The organism is Roseateles toxinivorans, from assembly GCF_004362525.1.
Taxonomy (GTDB): domain Bacteria; phylum Pseudomonadota; class Gammaproteobacteria; order Burkholderiales; family Burkholderiaceae_C; genus Paucibacter; species Paucibacter toxinivorans.
Genome location: NZ_SNXS01000002.1, coordinates 855,617 through 878,816 on the forward strand (window position 1 = coordinate 855,617; position 23,200 = coordinate 878,816).

Here is a 23,200-nt window from a genome sequence, read left to right on the forward strand (position 1 = left end):
AGCGTCTTGCACTCCAGGGCTACATCTCTTTGAACAGATGCAGATAGCTGCGGCTCACCGGCAGACGCTCGGGCCGGCCCTTGAGCGCGATCTCGGCGGTTTCGTTATCGCCGCGGGTGACGCGCTGGACGGCGCCCAGATTCACCACCACCGCGCGGTGCACCTGGGCAAACTGGCTCGGGTCCAGCTGGGCCAGAAGCTCCTTCAGTGACAGGCGTATCACCGCCTCGACGGCCGCGCCATCGTCGTCGTTCCAGGCCACCAGCGTGTATTTGGTGTCCGCGCGCAGATAGGCAATCGCCTGCACCGGAATCATGCGCAGCGCCCCGCCCACGGTGGCGCGAACCCAGCGCAGCGGCTCCACCCCCGGCGCCGCCACGCCCGCGGCCCGCGCCAGCTGCACGGCCAGCTGCTGCAGCAGCGCGTCCGAGTGCACCACCGGCTGGGCCGTGGCCATGCGCTCCTGCAGGCGCAGCACCGTCTCGGCCAGCCGGCCGGGCGTGACCGGCTTGACCAGGTAGTCGAGCACACCATGCTCGAAGGCCTGCAGCGCGTACTGCTCGAAGGCGGTGACGAAGACCAGATGGGCGCGCCTGCCGATGCGCCGCGCCGCCTCGACGCCCGACACGCCGGGCATGTGCACGTCGAGAAAGCAGATATCCGGCTGCAAGGCTTCGAGTTGCTCGACCGCCTCGCGGCCATTGCGCGCCTCGGCCACGATCTGCAGCGCCGGCCAGGCCTCGGCCAGGCGGCGGCGCAGCACCTCGCGCAGCAGCGGCTCGTCATCGGCGATCAGGGCGGTGGGCTTGCGTTCGGTCATGTGGCCATCTCTTGTGCGGGCAGGTCCAGTTCGGCACACACGCCATGGGGCACAACCTCACGCAGCGTCAGCGTGGCGTCACCGTCGAACACGAGGGCCAGCCGCTCGCGCAGGCCGGCCAGGCCGGTGCCCAGGCCGCTGCCGCTGGCGCGCAGGCCCACGCCGGTGTCACGCACCTGCAGCCGGCAGCGGCCACCTTCGCGGCGCACCGACACATCGATGCGGCCGCCTTCCTCGCTCGGGTCAATGCCATGGCGCACGGCATTTTCCACCAGGGTCAGCAGCGTCATTGCCGGGCAGCGCAGGCGCTCGGTGCCGGGCTCGACGGTGATGCCGAAGGCCAGCCGGTCGGGCAGGCGCATCTGCATCAGGCCCAGGTAGGCGCGCACCAGATCCAGCTCCTGGCTCAGCGGGCTGTGGGTCTCGTCCAGTCGCGGCACGGCGGCGCGCAGGTACTCAATCAGCTGCTCCAGCACCGGCGCGGCGCGCGGCGAGCCGGTTTCCACCAGCGCATGGACATTGGCCAGGGTGTTGAACAGAAAGTGCGGCTGCACCTGGGCGCTGAGCAGGCGCATGCGCGCGTCCAAGGCCTGGCGGGCCAGCTCGCTGCGCTCCAGCTCGAAGGCCAGCGCCTGCTCGCGGGCCCAGGCCTCGCGCTGGCGCACCAGGGCCGACAGCGCGACCCAGGGAGCGATCAGCAGGGCCGGCAGCGTCAGGATGCCGAAGCCGGCGAGCCGGCCCTGCACCTTCCAGAACGGCGGCGCATCGGGCGCGGTGCTGAGCACATAGATGATCACGGTGGTCAGCGGAATCGCCACCGCCACGGCCAGCACCTGCAGGGCCCAGCGTGCCAGCCAGGGCGGCAGCCGGCGCGGCCATTGCTCGAACAGGCCAAAGGCCAGCATCGCGCAAAAACCCACCGCGAAGGCGCGCAGAAAGAAGGTCCAGGCCGGGTCCTGCCAGGTCAGGCTCAGCGGCAGGGCCAAGAGCAGCGTGGCGATGCCGCTGACCCGCAGCCGGCGCGTATTCAAGAGCAGGGCCAGGCCTTGCGGCTTGCCTGTTGAGGGAGGGCGGGAAGGGTTCATGCCGCAACCATAGCCGGTCTCACTGTATGCGCGGCAACCACATCAGCATGCCGGCCGCGGCAATGCCCACGGCGGTGGCCAGGGTCAGCAGGGCCAGTCCGGTCGCGGTGGCCGCCTGCAGCGCCGGCCGGCCGCTGGCCTGGGCGCGCAGCACCGCCTCCAGCACCGCCAGCGGCAGCAGGGTCTGGGCAAAGCTCAGAAAGATCAGGAAGGGCCCTTCGAAGGTCTCTGGGTCGAAGCCCACCGGGCCCTGGTTGACGATCAACCACAACATCAGGCCGATGCGGAAGAACCAGACCCCGGCCACCACCAGGAACAGGCGCAGCATCCAGCGGCGGTGTGCGTCGAAGCGACGCAAGCGCGCGGCCCGCCAGCCCAGCCAGGCGAAGGCCAGTATCAGCACCGCGTTCAGGCTGATGCCCAGGCGCTGGCCGGTGCCGCCCAGGCCCACGCCCTCGCGCGTCCACACCATCACCAGGCCGCCGACGCTCAGTATCAGTGCCGAGACCAGATAGAGCCGCCCGTTCCAGCGGTGCAGGGCGGCGACGCGGCGGCGCAGCAGCGGCCACAGCTGCAGCGCGCCGCCCAGCAGTATCACGACTGTGAACAGCAGATGCCCGGCCAGCACCGTATTGCCCAGCACATCGCCGGCCACCCAGCCATGGGGCAGCACCTTGTTCCACAGCTCGGGCCGGCCCTGCAGCGCATGGCGGCCGTAGAAGCCCAGCACGTAGATGACGAAGAACAGCTGCCCCAGCAGGGCCACGCCCAGCCAGGCGGCCATGGTGCGGGACAGGGCCCTGGCGGCGGTCTGCCTCGGCAGGGTGGGGAGGGCGGGCGTCAGGATGGCGCTCATCGGGAAAGCCTCGGTGGTGGATCAGGAGCCCGAGTCTGCGCAAGCTGCCGCGTCGGTTGTGCGGCGGCGCGACCGGCGGCGACAGGCCGCCACCGAGGCACGATGAGTGCCGACGAACTGCAGCCGCCTGTCAAGTCGCTTGGCGGGGCACGATACGATCCGCCGGCCATCAAGACCACCCGGCCCTACGCATGCTTTGCACCCAGTCAAGACGAGCCATCATCCCGAGCGCCCGCCTGGCGCTCTGTTTCGCGGCCAGCAGCGCGCTTGCGCATACTTCGGAACCGAGCAGCCTGCGCGCCAACGAGGCTTTGCTGACACTGGAGTACCAGACCATCAAGGTGCCCGGTGACCGGCCCATCGACCTGATGGGTTTTCACCTTTATCACAAGGTGTTCGACGGGGCTTACCTCGGCGCCGGCTTCTATGCGCCGCTGTTCAAGGGCGAGTACGGCGGCTTTGTGGCCGCAGACCTTGGCGCCCATGTCCGGCGACGCCTGGCGGGGCCTGTGTGGGGCATTGCGGGCCTTTCCGCCGGTGGCGGCGGCGGTGGCCGCAGTGTCGAGCACAGCAAACTGCTCTCGGGCAGCGGCGGATTCGCCAAGGGCTATGTCGGGCTGGGCTACGATTTCGGCAGCTTTACGTTGGGCGCCACGGTCTCGAAGCTGAAATTCCGCAAGGCCATCATCGACAGCACCCAGGCCAATCTCCTTATCGAGGTTCCCTACAGCTACCTCACCGGGCCGTTCTCCGATCATGGCCGGCCGCTGCCGCCCGCGGACGATAGCCGCGCCGGCCAGCAGATGGGCGAGAACATGCTGACCTTGGCGCTGGACAACTACCTCCAACTCGACCCCAGGGGCACGAACAAGGACACGATAAGGATTGCCGATCTGCAGTACGCGCACTTCTTTGCCCCGGACACCTACTGGTTCGCCGCGCTGGGCATGGGCGTTCACGGCATGCCCCTGTACAACCAGCTGCTGGGCGGGCTGGGGCGGCGCCTGCGGCTCACCCCCGACATCACCTTGTACGGGCAGCTGGGCCTGGGCTCCGGCGGCTACTCACCCGAGCAGATCGACACCAGCTCCGGGCTGTTGGTGTATCCGAAGCTGTCCGCCGAGTACGCGCTGACCCGTGACCTCGGGCTGGCCTTCTCGCTCGGCTATATGGCGGCACCCAAGGGCAGCTCGCGTAACCAGACCTATGGCCTGAGCCTGACCCATCACCTGCGCTCCGGCCAGACCGCCGACGCTGCCGGCCCGCCCAGCTACCGGGGTTTGCGGTTTTCGGTGTTCCAGCAAACGGGCTATCACCTGCGCTACCGGGACATAGACCGGTCGTCGCTGCAGATGGTGGGCCTGCAGCTTGATCTGCCGATTGGGCAGCGCTGGTACCTGCCGTTGCAGGCTTCGGGGGCCTATACGGCGTATCTCGGCTACCCGGGATACGCCGAGATACTGGGCGGCATCGGCCTGCAGTCGGGTGTGCTGCCAGGTGAGCGCTTGCAAGCCTATGGTCAGCTGATGGGCGGTGCGAACGTGCATGGCAAGGCCGTCAAGGCCAGTGCAGGCCTACGTTACATTCTCAACGAGCGCATGGCCTTTAATCTGAGCGTCGGTCACATCGTGGCCCGCAGTGCCTCGGGCGGGCGCTTCAGCGCCGACAACCTGGCCTTGGGCCTCGACTATCGTTTCTCGATACCAACGCGCTGAGGGTTGGCCGATCCGGCGTCAGCCCGACGCAGGGCCTGAACCGCTACCGTCCGGCGTCGCGTTGCTCAAGCCGGAAGATGCGGACCACCTCGGCCAGGCGGGTGGCCTGCTGCTTCAGGCTCTCGGCCGCCGCCGCGCTCTGTTCAACCAGTGCGGCATTCTGTTGTGTACTGCGGTCCAGCTCGGAGACTGAGCCGCTGACCCTGCCGATGCCGTCGGTCTGCTCCTGAGTCGAAGCGCCGATCTCGTTGATCAGGTCTGACACATTCTTCACCTGGCTGACGATGTCGTCCATGGTGGCGCCGGCATCGCTGACGAGCAGGGTGCCCGCCTCGACCTTGACGACGCTGTCGCCGATCAGCGACTTGATTTCCTTAGCCGCCTCGGCGCTGCGCTGAGCCAGACTGCGGACCTCGGAAGCCACAACGGCAAAGCCTCGACCCTGCTCGCCCGCCCGGGCGGCCTCGACGGCGGCGTTGAGCGCCAGGATATTGGTCTGGAAGGCGATGCCGTCGATGACGCCGATGATGTCGGCGATCTTCTTCGAGCTGGCGCTGATGTCTTCCATGGTCGCCACCACTTGCCCCACCACCTGGCCGCCCTTGGCGGCCGCGGCGCTGGCCGATGCTGCGAGTTGCGTGGCCTGACGCGCGGTGTCAGCGTTGAGCTTGACCGCCGCGTTCATCTCGCTCATCGAAGAGGCCGTCTGCTGCAGGTTCGATGCCTGCTGTTCGGTGCGGTTGGACAGATCCGCGTTGCCGGTGGCGATCTCTGCCGATCCGGTGGCAATCGAATCCGAGGCTTGCCGCACCTGGGCAACGATGCCTGCCAGGCTCGCACGCATCCCGCTCAATGAGGCGAGTACGCTGTCAGCTGGTGCGTGAGAGGCGCCAGGCACCGGGTTGAGATCACCTTCCGCCACGCGCCGGGCGGCGTCGCCCAGGGCCTGGGGCTCGGCACCCAGCTGGCGAAGGATGCTGCGCGACAGCGCCCAGGCGAGCGCCGCGCCGCAGAGCAGCGACAAGGTCAAGGCAGACAGCATCACGGTCAGGAAACCGTCCGCCTGGGCCAGCGCGATCTTGCTCTCGACCTGGATACGGTTTTCCTCGTAGTCGATCAGCTTGTTGATCGCCGCCAGCCACTGCACATACTGAGGCTTGGCCTGCGACCAGAGCAGGGACTGTGCACCGGTGGCGTCGCCCGCCTCCACCATCTTCACGACGGACTGGGTGGTCGCGACGGCCTGCGCCTCGATTTCCTTGATGGCGCCATACAGCTTGTCCAGTTCCGGCTTGTCCTCGGCCTTCGCAAGCAGTGCCTCCAGCGGCTTGGCAGACTCGGCATAGAACCGGGCCAGCGCGTCGATGGTGGCGAGTTCCTTTTGCCGGTCGGCAGGGCTGGTGCTCAGCACCACATCGCGCACGGCGATCGCTCGGTCATGCGCCGAGCCACGGAAATTGATCGCAAAACGTTGGATCGAGGCGTGGACATCGCTGTTGGCGTGCAAGGCGGCATTGATCGCATTCACCTTGACCACGGCCACTGTGGTGACGACCACGAGTATCAACAGCACGAGCCCAAACCCGAGGTTGAGGCGTTTTCCCACAGACATCTGGTCAATCTTCATCGAAGTAGTCGCTTCCGGTTTGAATTCGTACAGGGATGCCGCGATAGGGCGGCGAGTCCCACAGCCGGCGGCAAAGAGACTCAATGCTTGTCCGCTGTTTGTCCAGGACAAATGATACATAGCATCCCGGTGAAAACCCCAGCTGTCGCGACCCGACGGCGGGCATTGGTGCAGTTTTTGCACTTTTGCGGTAGAAAGTCTTGACAGCACTTGGCCTACGGGCAGGCGAGCGCCGCCAGCTGGCTTGAGTTGAATCAAGTCGTGACGTGCGGGGGCATGCATGCTGCGCCCGGCCGCGCGGCAGCAAGCGGTATGGGAGAGGTGGGGGCTTGGGGCGAGCTCGTGCCGCCGGCAAGCAGGCTGCAGCGGCTACAGCTTGAAGTCGTAGTCGATCGTCAGTGGCGCGTGGTCGCTGAACTTCTGGGCCTTGTAGATGGACTCGCTCTTGGCCAGGGCCGCCAGGCCCGGCGTGGCCAGGTGGTAGTCCAGTCGCCAGCCCACGTTCTTGGCATAGGCCTCGCCGCGGTTGCTCCACCATGTGTAGCAGGCGTCGGTGGTGTCGGGCTGCAGCACGCGATAGACGTCCACCAGGCCGCCCTGTGCGGTATCGGTCAGCTGCGTCATCCAGGCGCGTTCCTCGGGCAGGAAGCCGCTGTTCTTCAGATTGCCCTTCCAGTTCTTCAGGTCGGCTTCCTTGTGGGCGATGTTGACATCGGCCACCAGAATGAATTCGCGTTCGGCCTTCAGTGCCATCAGGTGCGGAAACATCGCGGCGAGAAAGCGGAACTTGGCCTCCTGGCGCTCGGGACCGCTGGAGCCGCTGGGGAAGTAGCAGCTGATCAGGCTGAGCTTGCGGCCGGGCTTGTCGAAGCGCTTCTCGACCCAGCGGCCCTCGTTGTCGAACTCTTCGACACCAAAGCCAAGGATCAGGTCACTGGGTTCTAGCCTTGTGTACAGGCCGACGCCCGAGTAGCCCTTCTTCTGGGCGTAGTGGAAATGGCCCTTGAGCTTGTCCGGGCTGCAGAACACGCCGTCCACGTGCTCGTCCTGCGCCTTGACCTCCTGCACGCCGACGGCGTCTGCCTGCTGCTGTGGCAACCAATCGAAAAAGCCCTTGTTGGCGGCGGAGCGGATCCCGTTCAAGTTGGCAGTGATGAAGCGCACGGCGAGTGTCCCGATGGTGTTGGCGAAAGTGGTCAGTATCGCAGCGCCCCGGCTTCTTCTGGTCTGCAGTGTTTTGGCAACAGTCCAATGTTGCACCGCACAGCGAGGTGACATTTTTTTGAATGAATTGATAAAGTTCAAACTTCCAATAATCGCAAACGTTTGCGCGCCATTTTGCATGCTGTTTGCAGAGGGTTTGGACGTGCGAACCGAGCAGCGCCGAGGGGCTCTTGACCCGGCGGGCAGGACCTGGGATGCAGGTGTCGGCGCTTGGCGCGACGGCCTCAGGCAAGGCCTGTGCTCGGTGACAACGGAATTGGCTCAGCAACCACCCAACGGAAGGGCGACAGTGATGAACTACCACCGCGTTAAACCTACAGTGATCGCGCTCGCGCTCATTGCCGCGTTCCCTGTGTCTTCGGCCCTGGCGCAGAGCGCCGAGCCCGCAGCACCCGAGGCCAAGAAATCCGGCGCCACGCAGCTGGAAGCCGTCATCGTGACCGCTACCCGCCGCGCGGAAAACGTCAAGGAAGTGCCGCAGTCGATCTCGACCATCAACACCGAGGCCTTGGACAACCTGACCGCCAGCGGCCAGGACATCCGCGCGCTGTCGGCCCGGGTGCCCAGCCTGAACATCGAGTCCGACTTCGGCCGCACCTTCCCGCGCTTCTATATCCGCGGCCTGGGCAATACCGATTTCGACCTGAACGCCTCGCAGCCGGTGGGTCTGGTCTATGACGACGTCGTGCAGGAAAGCCCGATGTTGAAGGGTTTCCCGATCTTCGACGTCGAGCAGGTCGAAGTGCTGCGCGGCCCGCAGGGCACGCTGTTCGGCCGCAACTCGCCGGCCGGCGTGATGAAGTTCGACTCGGCCAAGCCGGGCAAGAAGCGCGAGGGCTATGCGCAGATCGGCTTCGGACGCTACAGCACGGTCAATCTGGAGGCCATGGTCAATGCGCCGCTGAGCGAGGACTGGTCCCTTCGTGCCTCGGTGCTGATGCAGCGCGCCAGCGACCGCGTCTTTAACCCGCTGCCGGACGCCGAAAAAGAACTCGAGGGCTATAACGACAAGGCCGCTCGTGTGCAAGCCGCCTACAAGAACGGCGGCTTCTACGGCCTGTTCAACGTTCATGGCCGCGACTACAAGGGCAGCGCCACGACCTTCCGCGCCAACATCATGAAGCGCGGCACCAATGATCTGGTCGATGGCTTCGATGCCAGCTACTACCCGACCGACGGCCTGAATGTGCAGACGCTGAAGTCCAGCGGCGCCAGCGCCCGCCTGCGCTGGGATCTGGACGGCATCACCGTGCACTCGATCACCGCCTACGACACCGCCAAGTTCTACAGCCGCGCCGACGTGGACGGTGGCTTCGGCAGCCGCTTTGCCGGCATCAAGGACGGCCCCGACTATCCTGGCCAGGCCGCCCTGGTGCCCTTCGATGCGCAGACCGCCGACGGCCTGCCCGAGCTGAAGCAGATCACCCAGGAGATCCGCGTCCAGTCCAGCACCAAGGATGCCTTGCAGTGGATCGGCGGCCTGTACTACTTCCATGAGAAGCTGCAGGTGGACAGCTTCAACTACGACTCGTTCGCCCCCGGCGATCCGCAGAACGGTTACGCCGTGCAGCACCAGACCTCCAAGTCCTGGGCCGCCTTCGGCAGCCTGAACTATCAGGTCACGCCGGACTTCAAGCTGCGGGGCGGTCTGCGCTACACCGATGACAAGAAGGACTTCGACGCCTCGCGCACGCAGCACCCCTTCCTGCCGAACATCGCAACGGTGACGACCAATCCCAAGTCCACCAATTGGAGCTGGGACCTGGGTGCGAACTACACGCTGAACAAGGATGTGTCGCTGTTCACCCGCGTGGCCACCGGCTACCGGGCACCGAGCATCCAGGGCCGCGTGCTGTTCTTTGACGCGTCGGTCGTGCCGGCCGGCACCTCGCCGATTTCGGTGGCCAAGGCCGAGAAGGCGCTGTCCTTCGAGGCCGGCTTCAAGGCCGATGTGCTGGACAAGAGCGCCCGCATTAGCGGCACCGTGTTCAGCTACCGCGTCAATGATCTGCAGCTCACCGCCGGCAGCGGCAGCGTCAACCAGAATCGTCTGGTCAACGCCAATAAGGCCACCGGCCAAGGCTTCGAGCTCGATGCGCAGGCCATCATCGCCCGCGACTGGAAGACCACCCTGGGCCTGAGCTACAACGACACCAAGATCAAGGACGACGCACTGTTCGTCACGCCTTGCGGCAATGCCACCTTCCAGTTCCTGCAGCCCAATACCGGCTGCACGGTCCTGAACAAGCCGGGCCCGGTGGCCGGCACGGTGCTGATCGGTGGCAACCCGCTGCCGCGCGCGCCGAAGTGGGTGGCCAACTGGACGCTGAAGTACAGCACCGAGTTCGCCAACGGCGACCTCTATGTGCTGACCGACTGGGCCTACAAGGACCAGTACAACATGTTCCTGTACGAGGCCGTCGAGTACCGCGCCAAGTCCATGCTCGAAGGCGGCCTGCGCGTCGGCTACGGCTGGGGAAATGGCAAGTATGAGGTGGCCGGCTATGTGCGCAACATCACCAACCGCCAGCAGGTGATTGCCGCCATCGACTTCAACAACCTGACCGGCATCATCAATGAGCCGCGCAGCTATGGGGTGCAATTCAAAGCCAGCTTCTGATCCGACTGGCTGAGTCATTTCCACGCTTCGAGGCCCGGGTTCCCCCCAGAACCCGGGCCTTTTTCATTCTGTTACCTCGCCCCTACAATCCCCCGAGCCCCCTCACGCGTTAATACCCACATGACCACCTCCCCCGCCGTCGCCCAGGAATTCGTAGCCTTCGCAGTCGAGGCCGGCGTGCTGCGCTTTGGTGAGTTCAAGACCAAGGCCGGGCGGCTGAGCCCCTACTTCTTCAATGCCGGCCTGTTCGACGATGGCGCCAAGCTGGGGCGCCTGGCGCAGTTCTATGCCCAGACCCTGATCGCGTCAGGCCTGCAGTTCGACATGATCTTCGGCCCGGCCTACAAGGGCATCACCCTCGCCGCGGCGGTGGCGATGGAGCTGGCGCGCATGGGCCGCAACGTGCCCTACGCCTACAACCGCAAGGAGGCCAAGGACCATGGCGAAGGAGGCACCCTGGTTGGTGCTCCGGTCAAGGGTCGGGTCTTGATCATCGACGACGTGATCTCGGCCGGCACCTCGGTGCGCGAGTCGATTGCGATGATCCAGGCCGCCGGCGCCACGCCCTGCGGCGTGACGATCGCGCTGGACCGCCAGGAGAAGGCGGCCGAGGGCGGGGTGGACAAACCCTGGTCGGCTGTGCAGTACGTCACCCGGGAGCTGGGCCTGCCGGTGGTTCCCATTGCGACCTTGACCGACTTGCTCCAGTATCTGCGCTCCGGCAGCAATTCGGCGCTGGGAGAGCATGTGGAGCGCGTTGACGCCTACCGTCAGCGCTACGGAATCTGATGCAGGTTTTGTTCAGGAGCAGGGTGATTGGCGCATGGGTCGGACCGGGCCTGGTCCTGCTGTGCTGCGCCGTACTTGCTCCAGCAGCCCAGGCCGCCATCACCGGCATCTACACCTGCACCACCCCCGACGGCCGCAAGCTGACCTCGGATCGCATCATTCCCGAGTGCGCCGCGCGCGAGCAGCGGGTGCTCAACAGCGATGGTTCGCTGAAGGCGGTGGTGCCGCCGCTGATGTCGCCCGAGGAGCGGGCCGAACAGGAAATTCTGGATCGCAAGCGCAATGCCGAGCGCCTGGCCCTGGCCGATGCCCAGCGCCGCGACCGCAATCTGATGCTGCGCTACCCCAACGAGGCCGCCCACCGCAAGGTGCGCGACGCCGCGCTGGACGATATCAACAAGGCGATGCGCATCTCGCAGAACCGCCTCAAGGAACTGGCCCAGGAGCGGGTACCGCTGACCAATGAGCAGGAGTTCTACAAGGGCAAACCCCTGCCTCCCAAGCTCAAGCAGCAGCTCGATGCCAATGACGCCGCCGCCGAGGCGCAGCGCGAGCTGATCGAAAACCAGAAGGTCGAGCTGGTGCGCATCACCGCGCTGTACGACGTGGAGCTGGCGCGGCTGAAGCAGTTGTGGGGCGGCGCGGCGCCAGGCAGTCTTCCTCCAGCCAAGAAGTAGCCCGGATGGAATCCGGGGGTCTTGTGGCCGTCATGGCCCCGGATTGCATCCGGGCTACGCGCCGAGCTTCTTCTTCAGCACTTCATTGACGGCCGACGGATTGGCCTTGCCCTTGGTCGCCTTCATCGCCTGGCCGACCAGCGCGTTGAAGGCCTTCTCCTTGCCGGCGCGGAACTCCTCGACCGACTTCGGGTTGGCGGCCAGCACCTCGTCGAGGATGCGTTCGAGTTCGCCGGTGTCGCTCATCTGCTTCAGGCCCAGCGAGTCGATCAGCGAGTCAACCTCGCCGGAGCCGCTCCACAGGGCCTCGAACACCTGCTTGGCGCCGTTGTTCGAGATCGTGCCATCGCTGATGCGGCTTATCAGGGCAGCCAGCGTGGCGGCATCGACAGGGCTGTCGGCGATGGTCTTCTCTTCAGCATTCAGTCGCCGCGACACCTCGCCCATCAGCCAGTTGGCCACCAGCTTCGGCTGGCCGCAGGCCTTGGCGGCGGTCTCGAAGAAGCCGCTCAGCGCCACGCTCTGTGTCATCATCGCCGCGTCATAGGCGGGCAGGCCGTAGTCGCGCTGGAAGCGCTCCGCCATCAGCGCCGGCAGTTCCGGCATCTCGCCGCGCACCCGCTCCACCCACTCGGGGGCGATCACCAGCGGCGGCAGATCGGGGTCGGGGAAATAGCGGTAGTCGGCCGCGTCTTCCTTGCTGCGCATCGCCCGCGTCTCGCCGGTGTCGGGGTTGAACAGGATGGTGGCCTGCTGCACCTGGCGGCCGTCCTCGATTTCGTCGATCTGCCAGTTCACCTCGTAGTCCACCGCCTGCAGGATGTAGCGGAAGCTGTTCAGGTTCTTGATCTCGCGGCGCGTGCCATAGGGCGCGCCGGGCTTGCGCACCGAGACATTGACGTCGCAGCGGAACGAGCCTTCCTGCATATTGCCGTCGCAGATGCCCAGCCACATCACCAGCGCGTGCAGGGTTTTGGCGTACTCGGCGGCCTCGGCGCCGGAGCGCATATCGGGCTCGGACACGATCTCCAAGAGCGGCGTGCCTGCGCGGTTCAGGTCGATGCCGGTGAGGCCGTGATAGTCCTCGTGCAGGCTCTTGCCCGCGTCTTCCTCGAGGTGGGCACGGGTCAGGTTGACGGTGTGCTTCTTGTCGCCGACGAAGAACTCCAGCTTGCCGCCCTGCACGACCGGGATCTCGTACTGGCTGATCTGGTAGCCCTTGGGCAGGTCGGGGTAGAAGTAGTTCTTGCGCGCAAAGATCGACAGCGGCGCGATCTTCGCGCCGACCGACAGGCCGAAGCGTATCGCCCGCTCGACCGCACCGCGGTTCAGCACCGGCAGGGTGCCGGGCAGGGCCAGGTCCACCGGCGAGGCCTGGGTGTTGGGCTCGGCGCCGAAGGCGGTGGAAGAGCCGCTGAAGATCTTCGACTGGGTGGACAGCTGGACATGGTTCTCCAGGCCTATCACCACCTCGTAACCGCGTATCAGTTTGCTGTTTGTGCTCATGTTCAGAACCCTGCCGGCGCGCGCTGGTGCCAGTCGGTCGCCTGCTGGAAGGCGTGGGCCGCGTGCAGCAGGCCGCCTTCGTTGAAATAGTTGGCTATCAGCTGCAGGCCCACCGGCATGCCACCTTCGCCGAAACCGGCGGGGATGCTCATGCCGGGCAGGCCGGCCAGCGAGCCGGGCAGGGTGAAGATGTCGGCCAGATAGGCTTTGACCGGGTCGTCGCCCTGCTCGCTCAAGCGCCAGGCGACGGTGGGCGCCACCGGGCCGGCGATCAGATCGCACTGCTGGAAGCACTGCTGGAAGTCGTCGGCGATCATGCGGCGCAGCTTCTGCGCCTGCAGATAGTAGGCGTCGTAATAGCCATGGCTCAGCACATAGGCGCCAATCATGATGCGGCGCTTCACCTCGGCGCCGAATCCCTCGCTGCGCGACTTCTTGTACATGTCCAGCAGATCGCCGTACTGCTCGGCGCGGTGGCCGTAGCGCACGCCGTCGAAGCGGCTCAGGTTCGAGCTGGCCTCGGCCGGGGCGATGATGTAGTAGACCGGAATCGACAGCTCGGTGCGGGGCAGGCTCACATCGACCAGCGTGGCGCCCAGCTTCTCCAGCTCGGCCAGTGCCGAGCGCACGGCACCGTTCACATCGACGGCCAGGGCGGCCGGGAAGAACTCCCTGGGCAGGCCGATGCGCAGGCCCTTGAGCGGCTGCGCGGCGGTGGCGCCTTCCCGCGGCTGCAGCATCTGTGCATGGAAGTCCTGCGGCGGGCGCTCGGCGCTGGTTGAGTCGCGCTCGTCAAAACCGCTCATTGCCGACAGCAGCAGCGCGCAGTCTTCGGCCGAGCGGGCCATCGGGCCGGCCTGGTCCAGGCTGGAGGCGAAGGCGATCATGCCGTAGCGGGAGCACACGCCGTAGGTCGGCTTGATGCCGGTGATGCCGGTGAAGCTGGCCGGCTGGCGGATCGAGCCGCCGGTGTCGGTGCCGGTGGCGGCGGGCAGCAATCTGGCGGCCACGGCCGCGGCCGAGCCGCCCGACGAGCCGCCCGGCACGCGGGTGCGGTCCCAGGGGTTGAGCACCGGGCCATAGGCCGAGTTCTCGTTGGCCGAGCCCATCGCGAACTCGTCGCAGTTCAGCTTGCCCAGGGTCACGGTGCCGGCCGCGGCCAGGCGCGACACGACGGTGGCGTCGAAGGGGCTCCTGTAGTCGGTCAGCATCTTCGAGCCGGCCGTGGTCGGCAGGTCCCGGGTGACGAAGATGTCCTTGTGCGCCAAAGGCACGCCCAAGAGCGCGCCGCGCTCGCCGGCAGCCCGCCGCGCATCGGCGGCCCGTGCCTGGGCCAAGGCGAGCTCCGGGTTGCCGGCCAACAGCGTACCGAGGCCGGCATGGCTGGAAAATTGTGTCAGCAGATGTTGCGTGATCTCGACGCTGGACAGCGTTCTGGCGGCCAATGCCTGGCCGATCTCGGCCACGCCCAGGTGGTGCAGCGGCTTGCTCATTCGATCACCTTGGGCACGAGGAACAGGCCGTCTTCGACGGCCGGGGCGCTGCGCTGATTCAGTTCGCGCTGGTTGCTCTCCGTGACGGCGTCGTCGCGCAGGCGCAGATGCACGGCCTGCACGGCGGACAGCGGGGTGTACAGCGGCTCGACGCCGCTGGTGTCAACCGCGCTCATTTGCTCGACGATGGAGAAAAAACCGTTCAGTTGCGTCAGCATCGCGGCGGCCTCGGCGTCCTGAAGTTCCAGGCGGGCCAGATGGGCGATGCGGCTGACGTCTTGCGGGGTCAAGGCCATGGAGATGCAGTCGGAGAAGTTCAAAAAACAAAGCGCTCCTGCTTACGATACTTAGAGCGCCTGATCGGTCGAAATAGCGGGGTGATCGGGTATTATCTACGGTTATCCACATACTCAAGCGGCGCCGTGCACCTCGGGCGCCACCCACCCTCCGATTCACGCTGAAAAGCACGCTGCAAAGGCTGTACGGCGACTCTCTCTCAAGACGCTTTGCCGAGGCCTTTGCGCCAACCCACACACCATGTTCGCATCTCTGCGCCGCTACTTTTCCACCGATCTGGCCATCGACCTGGGCACCGCCAACACGCTGATCTACGTCCGCGGCAAGGGCATCGTGCTTGACGAGCCCTCGGTGGTTGCCATCCGCCACGAAGGTGGCCCGAATGGCAAGAAAACCATCCAGGCCGTCGGCCGCGAGGCCAAGGCCATGCTGGGCAAGGTGCCCGGCAATATCGAGGCGATACGCCCGATGAAGGACGGCGTGATCGCCGACTTCACCGTCACCGAGCAGATGCTCAAGCAGTTCATCAAGATGGTGCATGACTCGAAGATGCTCAAGCCGAGCCCGAGAATCATCATCTGCGTGCCCTGCGGCTCGACCCAGGTCGAGCGCCGTGCGATCCGCGAGTCGGCTCTTGGCGCCGGCGCCAGCGAGGTCTACCTGATCGAGGAGCCGATGGCCGCGGCGATCGGCGCCGGGCTGCCGGTGTCGGAAGCGTCCGGCTCCATGGTCGTCGACATAGGCGGCGGCACCACCGAGGTCGGCGTGATCTCGCTGGGCGGCATGGTCTACAAGGGCTCGGTCCGCGTCGGCGGCGACAAGTTCGACGAGGCCATCATCAATTACATCCGCCGCAACTACGGCATGCTGATCGGCGAGCCGACGGCGGAATCGATCAAGAAGCACATCGGCTCGGCCTTCCCGGGCTCCGAGGTGAAGGAAATGGAAGTCAAGGGCCGCAACCTCAGCGAGGGCGTGCCGCGCAGCTTCACCATCTCCAGCAACGAGATCCTCGAGGCGCTGACTGACCCGCTGAACCAGATCGTGTCGGCGGTGAAGAACGCGCTGGAGCAGACGCCGCCCGAGCTGGGCGCCGACATCGCCGAGCGCGGCATGATGCTGACCGGCGGCGGCGCGCTCTTGCGCGACCTGGACCGCCTGCTGGCCGAGGAAACCGGCCTGCCGGTGCTGGTGGCCGAAGATCCGCTGACCTGCGTAGTGCGCGGTTGCGGCATGGCGCTGGAGCGGATGGAGCGCCTCGGGTCCATTTTCACTTCCGAGTAAGGTCGGTCCCAGGTGCAGTCCCAGGCCGGCACGTTGCTCACGTCGCCGGCCTTTTCGTTCCCAGCAGGCCCTGCTCTTTCCGTGATCTGACTGTTCCGCCATGTCGCTCGGTTCCTTTGATCGCACCCCCCCGCCGTTCTTCCGGCAGGGCATGTCTGCGCTGACCAAGCTGCTGGTATTTGCCGCGCTGGCGGTGTTCCTGATGGTGGCCGACACCCGCTTCAAGATCACCTATCCGCTGCGCGCCGCCCTGGCCACTGCCCTGCACCCGGTGCAGCGCCTGCTGTTGGCGCCGGTGGAGAGCTGGGAATCGATGGTCGACTACTGGCACAGCATGCAGGCCGCGACCAAGGCCGACGACCAGTCGCGCCGGCTGCTGGCCGCGCAATCGGCCCAGGTCCTGCGCGTCGCCCAGCTGCAGGAGGAGAACACGCGGCTGCGTGCGCTGCTGGAGCTGCGCCCCAGCCTGCAGGTCAAGGTGGCGGCGGCCGAGGTGCTGTACGACACACCCGACCCGTTCTCGCGCAAGGTCGTCATCGACCGCGGCGCGGCCCAGGGCGTGAAGGCCGGTTCGCCGGTGATCAACGAGGTCGGCGTGCTGGGCCAGGTGACGCGGGTCTATCCGCTGTCGTCCGAGGTCACCCTGCTGACCGACAAGGACGCCGCCGTGCCGGTGCTCAACAATCGCACCCAGCACCGCAGTGCCGCCTTCGGCAATGGCGACAGCAGCGGCATGGAGCTGCGCTATATGGCCGGCAATGCCGATGTGCAAAAGGACGATCTGCTGACGACCTCGGGCGTCGATGGCGTCTATCCGGCCGGTCTGCCCGTTGCCAGGGTGGTGGCGGTGGAGCGCCGCGCCGAATCCGGCTTCGCTCAGATCAGCCTGGCGCCGGTGGCCGCCAGCGACAGCGTGCGCCATGTGCTGGTGCTCGACCCGGTGGGCCTGCAGCTGCCGGCCCGGCCCGCTGCCACCGCCGCCTCCGAGCCGGCGCGCGGTGCCGTCAGGAAGGGAGGCCACAAGTGATCATGCCGCGCGCCCATGGCCAGCTGTTGCTGCCGGCCAACCCGCTGTTCATTGCCTTCAGCCTCCTGATCGCGCTGGGGTTCAATCTGATCCCGATGGGGCGCCAGCCGGCGATGCCCGATCTGCTGGCCCTGGTGCTGGTGTTCTGGAATGTGCACCAGTCGCGCCGGGTCGGCGTCGGCCTGGCCTTCTTCTTCGGCCTGGCGATGGATGTGCACCATGGTGCGCTGCTGGGCCAGCATGCGCTGTCCTACACGCTGCTGAGCTTTGGTGCGGTGGCCCTGCACCGGCGGCTGCTGTGGTTTCCGCTGCTGCCGCAGGCGCTGCATGTGCTGCCGCTGTTCGTGGCCGCCCATGCGGTGTCGCTGATCGTGCGCATGATCGTCGGTGGCATGTGGCCGGGCTGGAGCCTGTTGCTCGCGCCGGTGTTCGAGGCCTTGCTGTGGCCATTTGTGTCGGCCCTGCTGCTGGCACCTCAGCGCCGGCCGCCGGATCCGGACAAGCACCGGCCGCTGTGAGCGCTGACCCCGTGCTGAATCACGTGCTGACGGCGGCGACATGACCGAACTGAAGAACCTTGGCCAGGAGCTGAGCCGCTTTCGCCTGCGCATCTTCGCCGCGGCGGGTTTCGTGCTGTTCTGCTTCTCGCTGCTGGCCGCCCGCCTGGTGTTTCTGCAGGTGTTCAAGCATGAGGAGCTGTCGACACGCGCCGAGGCGAACCGCATCGCCGTCGTGCCCATCGTGCCCAACCGCGGCCTGATCGTTGATCGCAACGGCGTTGTGCTGGCCAGCAACTACTCGGCCTTCACCCTGGAGATCACGCCTTCCAAGGTGCCGGACCTGGAGCAGACCATCAACGCGCTGGCCGAACTGGTGGAGGTGCAGCCGCGTGACCGCAAGCGCTTCAAGCGCCTGATGGATGAGGGCAAGAGCTTCGAGTCGCTGCCGATACGCACCAAGCTGAGCGACGAGGAGGTGGCGCGCTTCACCGCCCAGCGTTTCCGCTTCCCCGGCGTCGAGATCAAGGCGCGGCTGTTCCGCAGCTATCCGCTGGGCGCGGTCGGCAGCCATCTGATCGGCTATATCGGTCGCATCAACCAGGCCGAGAAGAAGCTGATGGAGGACTGGCCCGACGAGGATCTGGCGAACTACCGCGGCACCGACTACATCGGCAAGCTGGGCCTGGAGCAGGCCTACGAGAAGGAACTGCACGGCCAGACGGGTTTCGAGGAAGTCGAGACCAGTGCCGGTGGCCGAGCCGTGCGCCGCCTGCGCAGCAACCCGCCGACGCCAGGCAACAAGCTGGTGCTGTCGATCGACATCCGGCTGCAGGCCCTGGTCGAGGAGCTGTTCGCCGACCGTCGTGGCGCCCTGGTCGCGATGGATCCGCGCACCGGCGAGGTGCTGGCCTTCGTCAGCAAGCCGACCTTCGACCCGAATCTGTTCGTCGATGGCATCGACGCCGACAGCTGGCGCGAGCTGAACGAGGATGCCGACAAACCGCTGCTGAACCGTGCCCTGCGCGGCACCTACCCGCCGGGCTCGACGTTCAAGCCCTTCATGTCGATCGCCGCGCTGAACTCGGGCAAGCGTGCCGCCAGCACGGTGATCATGGACAACCTGACCTTCAGCTTCGGGGGCCGCACCTTCGGCAGCCCGGAGAGCGACCGGCCCGGCCCCAAGGACATGCGCCTGGCCATCGTGCAGTCCAGCAACGTCTATTTCTACAGCCTGGCCAACGAGATGGGCGTGGACCTGATCCATGACCAGCTGGAGCCCTTCGGCTTCGGCCGCAAGACCGAGATCGACATGCAGGGCGAAGTCACGGGCCTGCTGCCCAGCACCGCCTGGAAGAAGCGGGCCTACAAGAAGCCCGAGCAGCAGAAGTGGTATGCCGGCGAGACCATCTCGCTGGGCATAGGCCAGGGCTATAACCACTTCACCATGCTGCAGATGGCCACCGCAACGTCCACGCTGATCACCGGCGGCCAGCGCTACCGGCCACGCCTGGTGCGCGAGATCGAGGATGTGGTCGATCATCGCAAGCGCCGGGTCGCCAGCGATGCCCTCGAACCCCTGCCGCTGCTGCCCGAGCATGTGCAGGTCATCACCCAGGCCATGCATGGCGTGACCGTCGAGGGCACATCGCGTGCGGCCTTTGCCGGTGCGGCCTACCAGAGCGGCGGCAAGACCGGCACCGCCCAGGCCATCGGCCTGCGCGCAGGCGAAAAGTACAGCAATATCAAGGCCGATGAATACAAGCGCGATCACTCGCTGTATGTGGCCTTTGCTCCGGTCGAGGCGCCTAGCATTGCCGTGGCGGTGATCGTCGAGAACGCCGGCTTCGGTTCGACCTCGGCCGCGCCGATCGCCCGGCGGGTGTTCGACTTCCTGCTGCAGGGCCAATATCCCAGCGAGCAGGACATCGCGCTGACGCAAAAAGGGCAGACCACCGCCCCGGTGGGCGCGACCCGGCCCATCGCCAGCGTGCCCTTGCCAGGTTCGGCCGAGGCGGTGGCCGCGGCGGCGTCGGCTGCCGCATCGGCCGCCAGCAATCCAGCCAAAGCCGCATCGGCAGGAGCCAAACCATGAGCCCCCGCGCGGCCGTTCCGAAGGGGACTCGCACCGGAGTGCGAAGCACGGAGGTGACCCAATGAGCGTGGTGTTTGACCGGCCCTCCCTGTGGCGCCGCCTTCGGCCGCTGCTGTCGGGCTTCGACGGCCTGCTGCTGGTGGCCATTCTTTGGCTGGTCGGCCTGGGCCTGATGACCATGTATTCGGCCGGCTTCGATCACGGCACGCGCTTTGTCGATCACGGCCGCAATATGCTGCTGGCCGCGGGCATCCTGTTCCTGGTCGCACAGGTGCCGCCGCAGCGCTTGATGGCTCTGGCCGTGCCGCTCTATGTCGTCGGCGTGGCGTTGCTGATCGCCACCGCCTTGTTCGGCATCTCCAAGAAGGGTGCAACCCGCTGGCTCAATGTGGGCATCGTGATCCAGCCCTCCGAGATCCTGAAGATCGCCATGCCGCTGATGCTGGCCTGGTGGTTCCAGAAGCGCGAGGGCCAGCTGCGCCTGCTCGACTTTGGCGTGGCCTTTGTGCTGCTGGCCATACCGGTGGGGCTGGTGGCCAAGCAGCCCGACCTGGGCACCTCCATCCTGATCCTGTCGGCCGGCCTGTATGTGATCTTCTTCGCCGGCCTGCCCTGGAAGCTGATCGTGCCCGCCGTGCTGGCCGCCGGTATCGGCATCACCGCGCTGGTGCTCAGTGAAGACACGATCTGTCAACCCGGCGTGCAGTGGCATGTGCTGAAGGATTACCAGAAGAACCGCGTCTGCACGCTGCTGGACCCGACCAAGGATCCGCTGGGCAAGGGCTTTCACATCATCCAGGGCGAGATCGCGATCGGCTCCGGCGGTATCGGTGGCAAGGGCTTCATGAAGGGCACGCAGACCCATCTGGAGTTCATCCCGGAGCGCACCACCGACTTCATCTTTGCAGCCTATGGCGAGGAGTTCGGCCTGGTCGGCGTGGCCGGGCTGATGCTGGGGTTTCTGTTCCTGATCCTGCGCGGGTTGATCATTGCCGGCGACGCGCCGTCGCAGTTCTCGCGGCTGCTGGCCGGGGCCATCACGCTGAGCTTCTTCACCTATGCCTTTGTCAATATGGGCATGGTCAGCGGCATCCTGCCGGTGGTGGGCGTGCCGCTGCCCTTCATCAGCTATGGTGGCACGGCAATGGTGACCTTGGGCCTGGGTCTGGGCATTCTGATGTCCATCGCCAAGAGCCGCAGGTTGATCCAGTCATGACCAGGACGGTTGGCCTGATCGGTGCCGGCAATATGGGCTTTGCAATGATGCAGCGCCTGCTGGATCAGGGCTGGGCCGTGGCGGTGTGCGACACAGCCCCGGCCGTGCAGCAGCGTGCGTTGGCCGAGGGCGCGACCCTGGCCGACAGCCCGGCCGAGCTGGCGGTGCATTGCGAATCGCTGATCGTGGCCGTTGTCGATGCCGCGCAAGCGGAGCAGGTGCTGTTCGGTGACCAGGGTGCTGCCGAGCAGTTGCCGAAAGGCGGCACCGTGCTGCTGTGCCCGACCCTGGGCCCGGATCAGGTGGAGGCCATTGCCGCCCGCCTGGTGGCGCTGGGCCTTCACTGCATCGACAGCCCGATGTCCGGTGGCCCGGCCCGAGCCCGTGCGGGCGAGATGAGCCTGATGCTGGCCGCCCCGGCGGCGGTGCTGGCGCAGCACGAGGCGCTGCTGGGCGTGCTGTCCAGCAAGCGCTTCGTGATCAGCGAGCGACCGGGCGACGCGGCGCGCACCAAGCTCGTCAACAACCTGCTGGCCGCCATCAATCTGGCCGGCGCGGCCGAGGTGCTGGCGCTGGCCGAGCGGCTGGGCCTGGACGGCGGGCAGACGCTGGACGTGATTGAGCAGAGCAGCGGCCAGAGCTGGATAGGCAGCGACCGCATGCGCCGCGCGTTGGCCGGCGATCTGGTGCCCCGTGCCCATACCAGCTTGCTGCGCAAGGACTCGGCGCTGGCGCTGCGCGCCGCGCAGCTGCAGGGTTTCGATGTGCCGCTGGGCGCCCAGGCCGCCGCGTTGTTTGAGCGTGCCTGCCAGGAGGGCCTGGCCGGGCTGGATGACGGCTGCCTGCTCGGTCTGCTGCGGCGTTAGGCATCCCCCGGCTCGATCGCCTTGGCATAGGCATGGAAGCGCACGGTGAAACGTGCGCCCGGCCCCTGGCCCTCGGCATCGGTGTTGAGGCCGGGCTTGCGTGGCCGGGTGTCGTCCACGCTCAGCTCGGCCTCATGCTGGAGGGCAATCTCGCGCACGATGGCCAGGCCCAGGCCCGAGCCATCGACATTGGTACCCAGTGAGCGGTAGAAGGGCTGAAACACCTGCTCGCGCTCGGTCGGGGCAATACCCGGCCCCGAGTCCTCGACCTGCAGCACGGTGACCTGGCCGAACGGGTCTTCCATGATGCGCACCGTCACCGTGCCGCCGGTGGGTGTGTAGAGCAGGGCGTTGTCCACCAGATTGCGTATCAGCTCGCGTATCAGCACCGGATGGCCCAGCAGGCGCAGGCTGCTGGTGCTGGTCTCGGGGCCCTCGTAGCCGAGGTCGATGCGCTTGTCCATCGCCCGCGGAACGAAGTCGCGCACCGTTTCCATTGCCAGCTCGACCAGATTGACCTCGACCCGTCGCGCCGAATGCTCGTTGTCCTCGGCCCGAGCCATTGCCAGCAGCTGATTGACCATGTGCGCGGCGCGCTGGCTGGACAGCGAGATCTGCTGCAGCGACAGCTTCAGCTCCGAGGGGCTGCTGCGGCCCAGGTCGATTTCGCGCTGCGCCAACTCGGCTTGCATGCGCAGACCGGCCAGCGGCGTCTTCAGCTGGTGGGCGGCATCGGCCAGGAAGTGCTTCTGGCCGCTGATCGACTGGTCGAGCCGGCCCAGCAGGTCGTTGATTGCGCGCACCAGCGGCGCCACCTCGTCGGGGATGCGGCGCTCGTCGATCGGGCTCAGGTCCGAGCTGTCGCGCGAACGGATGCGTCGCTGCAGCTCATTGAGCGGCGCAATGCCGCGTGCCAGCGCCAGCCAGACAAGCAGCACGGCCAGCGGCAGTATCACGAACTGCGGCAGTATCACGCCCTTGATGATTTCGTTGGTCAGCCGCGAGCGCTTGCCCAGCGTTTCGGCCACCTGCACCAGCATCATCTTGCCGCCGGCCTGACCCTCGGGCCAGACCCAGAGATAGGCGACGCGCACGCTGTCGCCCGGCAGCTCCTCGTCGCGGTAGCGCAGCTCCCAGGCGGCCACCGGCTCGTCCTCGCCGGGCAGGGGCAGGGCGCGGTCACCGCTGAGGAACTCGCCCTGGGTGCCCAGCACCTGGTAGTAGACGGTGTCGGTCTCGTCGGCGCGCAGCAGGGCCGCAGCCTCGGGCGACAGCGCATAGCGCGCCTTGCCGCTGCCGCTGCCCCTGGCCGCCTCGACCGAGACCTGCAAGCCCAGCGTGCGTGCCATCTCACCCAGCTCGCGGTCATAGGGCTTGTTGGCAATGCCCTGGGCGACCAGCCAGGTCAGGAACACGCTCATCGGCCAGATCAACAGCAGCGGCGCGAGCATCCAGTCAAGGATCTCGCCGAACAGGGAGCGCTGGTCGGATTCGGCGCGCATCGTG

At 66.5% G+C, this 23,200-nt stretch carries 19 protein-coding genes; 10 read left to right on the forward strand and 9 right to left on the reverse strand.

Annotated features, from left to right (window positions below):
- Nucleotides 1–19 precede the first annotated feature (19 nt).
- Genes DES47_RS09660 through DES47_RS09670 form a run of 3 tightly spaced genes read right to left on the reverse strand, consistent with a single transcriptional unit; the run spans nucleotide 20 to nucleotide 2,761 of the window.
- Nucleotides 20–820, reverse strand: a complete 801-nt coding sequence (locus tag DES47_RS09660) for a LytR/AlgR family response regulator transcription factor (protein ID WP_133700451.1) — start codon at nucleotides 818–820, stop codon at nucleotides 20–22.
- Nucleotides 817–1,905: a sensor histidine kinase gene (locus DES47_RS09665; protein WP_133700452.1), complete on the reverse strand. Its 1,089-nt coding sequence runs from the start codon at nucleotides 1,903–1,905 to the stop codon at nucleotides 817–819. The genes DES47_RS09660 and DES47_RS09665 overlap by 4 nt, the downstream gene beginning before the upstream one ends.
- A 19-nt stretch (nucleotides 1,906–1,924) precedes the next feature.
- Nucleotides 1,925–2,761 (reverse strand): DUF2306 domain-containing protein, encoded by an 837-nt coding sequence (locus DES47_RS09670; RefSeq protein WP_133700453.1) that lies wholly within the window; start codon nucleotides 2,759–2,761, stop codon nucleotides 1,925–1,927.
- A gap of 191 nt (nucleotides 2,762–2,952) precedes the next feature.
- Between DES47_RS09670 and DES47_RS09675 the strand changes: the two genes are divergently transcribed.
- Nucleotides 2,953–4,476 carry a hypothetical protein gene (locus tag DES47_RS09675; protein ID WP_133700454.1) on the forward strand — a complete coding sequence of 508 codons (1,524 nt, stop codon included), beginning with the start codon at nucleotides 2,953–2,955 and terminating at the stop codon, nucleotides 4,474–4,476.
- A 43-nt stretch (nucleotides 4,477–4,519) separates the two neighbouring features.
- Here DES47_RS09675 and DES47_RS09680 read toward each other — a convergent pair whose 3' ends face one another.
- Nucleotides 4,520–6,385: a methyl-accepting chemotaxis protein gene (locus DES47_RS09680; RefSeq protein WP_341800593.1), complete on the reverse strand. Its 1,866-nt coding sequence runs from the start codon at nucleotides 6,383–6,385 to the stop codon at nucleotides 4,520–4,522.
- 87 nt (nucleotides 6,386–6,472) lie between these two features.
- The gene (locus DES47_RS09685; RefSeq protein WP_279537331.1) at nucleotides 6,473–7,282 is read right to left on the reverse strand and encodes an exodeoxyribonuclease III; all 810 of its coding nucleotides are present in this window, start codon (nucleotides 7,280–7,282) and stop codon (nucleotides 6,473–6,475) included.
- A gap of 337 nt (nucleotides 7,283–7,619) precedes the next feature.
- Between DES47_RS09685 and DES47_RS09690 the strand changes: the two genes are divergently transcribed.
- The 3 genes from DES47_RS09690 to DES47_RS09700 all read left to right on the forward strand — a co-directional run bounded on the left by DES47_RS09690 (nucleotide 7,620) and on the right by DES47_RS09700 (nucleotide 11,413).
- Nucleotides 7,620–9,947 carry a TonB-dependent receptor gene (locus tag DES47_RS09690; RefSeq protein ID WP_133700456.1) on the forward strand — a complete coding sequence of 776 codons (2,328 nt, stop codon included), beginning with the start codon at nucleotides 7,620–7,622 and terminating at the stop codon, nucleotides 9,945–9,947.
- A gap of 120 nt (nucleotides 9,948–10,067) precedes the next feature.
- Nucleotides 10,068–10,736, forward strand: a complete 669-nt coding sequence (gene pyrE / locus DES47_RS09695) for an orotate phosphoribosyltransferase (RefSeq protein WP_133700457.1) — start codon at nucleotides 10,068–10,070, stop codon at nucleotides 10,734–10,736.
- Between the two features lie 23 nt (nucleotides 10,737–10,759).
- Entirely contained in the window at nucleotides 10,760–11,413 is a 654-nt protein-coding gene (locus tag DES47_RS09700) for a hypothetical protein (protein WP_243748240.1), read from the forward strand.
- Between the two features lie 54 nt (nucleotides 11,414–11,467).
- On the opposite strand, the gene gatB is transcribed toward DES47_RS09700, so the two are convergent.
- The 3 genes from gatB to gatC are packed head-to-tail and all read right to left on the reverse strand — an operon-like array spanning nucleotide 11,468 to nucleotide 14,708.
- A complete protein-coding gene (gene gatB, locus DES47_RS09705; protein WP_133700459.1) occupies nucleotides 11,468–12,919 on the reverse strand; it encodes an Asp-tRNA(Asn)/Glu-tRNA(Gln) amidotransferase subunit GatB in 1,452 nt (483 codons plus the stop codon).
- A gap of 2 nt (nucleotides 12,920–12,921) precedes the next feature.
- Nucleotides 12,922–14,412 (reverse strand): Asp-tRNA(Asn)/Glu-tRNA(Gln) amidotransferase subunit GatA, encoded by a 1,491-nt coding sequence (gene gatA, locus DES47_RS09710; RefSeq protein WP_133700460.1) that lies wholly within the window; start codon nucleotides 14,410–14,412, stop codon nucleotides 12,922–12,924.
- A complete protein-coding gene (gatC, locus tag DES47_RS09715; protein WP_133700812.1) occupies nucleotides 14,409–14,708 on the reverse strand; it encodes an Asp-tRNA(Asn)/Glu-tRNA(Gln) amidotransferase subunit GatC in 300 nt (99 codons plus the stop codon). Before gatC ends, gatA begins: the two co-directional genes overlap by 4 nt.
- Nucleotides 14,709–14,949: 241 nt before the next feature.
- On the opposite strand from gatC, the gene DES47_RS09720 reads away from it, so the two are divergent.
- The 6 genes from DES47_RS09720 to DES47_RS09745 all read left to right on the forward strand — a co-directional run bounded on the left by DES47_RS09720 (nucleotide 14,950) and on the right by DES47_RS09745 (nucleotide 21,694).
- Complete coding sequence (locus DES47_RS09720; protein WP_133700461.1) at nucleotides 14,950–15,993, forward strand: rod shape-determining protein; 1,044 nt, start codon at nucleotides 14,950–14,952, stop codon at nucleotides 15,991–15,993.
- Between the two features lie 100 nt (nucleotides 15,994–16,093).
- Entirely contained in the window at nucleotides 16,094–17,020 is a 927-nt protein-coding gene (gene mreC / locus DES47_RS09725) for a rod shape-determining protein MreC (protein WP_133700462.1), read from the forward strand.
- 2 nt (nucleotides 17,021–17,022) lie between these two features.
- Nucleotides 17,023–17,538 carry a rod shape-determining protein MreD gene (gene mreD / locus DES47_RS09730; RefSeq protein ID WP_425057420.1) on the forward strand — a complete coding sequence of 172 codons (516 nt, stop codon included), beginning with the start codon at nucleotides 17,023–17,025 and terminating at the stop codon, nucleotides 17,536–17,538.
- 40 nt (nucleotides 17,539–17,578) lie between these two features.
- Entirely contained in the window at nucleotides 17,579–19,612 is a 2,034-nt protein-coding gene (mrdA, locus tag DES47_RS09735; RefSeq protein ID WP_133700463.1) for a penicillin-binding protein 2, read from the forward strand.
- Between the two features lie 61 nt (nucleotides 19,613–19,673).
- Nucleotides 19,674–20,828 (forward strand): rod shape-determining protein RodA, encoded by a 1,155-nt coding sequence (gene rodA / locus DES47_RS09740; RefSeq protein ID WP_133700464.1) that lies wholly within the window; start codon nucleotides 19,674–19,676, stop codon nucleotides 20,826–20,828.
- Nucleotides 20,825–21,694 (forward strand): NAD(P)-dependent oxidoreductase, encoded by an 870-nt coding sequence (locus tag DES47_RS09745; protein ID WP_133700465.1) that lies wholly within the window; start codon nucleotides 20,825–20,827, stop codon nucleotides 21,692–21,694. The genes rodA and DES47_RS09745 overlap by 4 nt, the downstream gene beginning before the upstream one ends.
- Here the strand turns inward: DES47_RS09745 and DES47_RS09750 are convergent.
- Nucleotides 21,691–23,196 carry a sensor histidine kinase gene (locus DES47_RS09750; RefSeq protein ID WP_133700466.1) on the reverse strand — a complete coding sequence of 502 codons (1,506 nt, stop codon included), beginning with the start codon at nucleotides 23,194–23,196 and terminating at the stop codon, nucleotides 21,691–21,693. The two genes, DES47_RS09745 and DES47_RS09750, sit on opposite strands and share 4 nt — an antisense overlap.
- Nucleotides 23,197–23,200: the final 4 nt, after the last annotated feature.